Source organism: Bradyrhizobium sp. UFLA05-108 (assembly GCF_059803455.1).
The window spans coordinates 1-874 of sequence record NZ_JBANAZ010000227.1 but is presented as its reverse complement, the minus strand read 5'-3'; the positions used below and the strand labels follow the sequence as shown (position 1 = coordinate 874).

The window sequence follows — 874 nt, the reverse complement described above, 5'->3', positions numbered from 1 at the left end:
ACGTTGGCCGCACCACGCGCGCAAACTTCGGCACTATGGCCCAGGGTGTCGGAACCCCGATCGCCAAAACGTTCGGCGTCTTCGCTGGCACCGATACCGAAGGAGTCCAATACCATAATAAATGTACGTTTCATCTGTGCTCTCCTGCGTGTTCTCACGCTTTGGACGGCCGCGAAAAAGCCGCGGCCGTTCCTGATTCTTGGGTTATTCCGTGATGCGCTTATACACCACCGGCGTCGCTTCCGGCGCCTTGTCGCTCAGCGTCATTGCGCTGCGCACCGCATCGGCCGCCAGCTGCCAGCTCTCTTCATCGTTGGCGGGGATCATCGCCAGCGGTTGCTGGGTATCCACCTTATCGCCCAGGCGCGCCACCTCGGTCAGGCCAACGCTGTAGTCGATGGCGTCGCTTGCCCGGCGACGGCCGCCGCCCAGCGACACCACCGCCATACCCAACGCACGGGTATCCATGGCGCTGATGATGCCCGGCTTTTCAGCATACACCGGCTTGCTCAGCGTTGCCGCCGGCAGATAGCTATCATAACGTTCGACGAAGTCTATCGGCCCTTGCTGCGCCGCCACCATGCGGCCAAACACCTCAGCCGCTTTGCCGTTGTCCAGCACCGCCTGCAGTTTGGCGCGCGCATCGGCCTCGTCTTGCGCCAGGCCGCCGGACAGCAGCATCTCCACGCACAGCGCCAGCGTCACTTCCAGCAGGCGCGGGTTGCGGTATTCGCCGGTCAGGAAGCGCACCGCTTCGCGCACTTCCACCGCGTTACCGGCGCTGGAAGCCAGCACCTGATTCATGTCGGTCAGCAGCGCGGTGGTCTTGCAGCCCGCGCCGTTGGCCACGCCGACGCTCGCCTGCGCCAAATCT

At 64.0% G+C, this 874-nt stretch carries 1 protein-coding gene and 1 pseudogene; both read right to left on the bottom strand.

Going from position 1 to position 874, the window contains the following annotated elements; genetic code table 11:
* Nucleotides 1-134, bottom strand: a pseudogene (locus SO140_RS46150) (phosphopentomutase); the annotation flags it as partial.
* A gap of 70 nt (nt 135-204) precedes the next feature.
* The coding region (locus SO140_RS46145; protein WP_498544230.1) for a thymidine phosphorylase at nt 205-874 on the bottom strand (670 nt) is incomplete at its 5' end.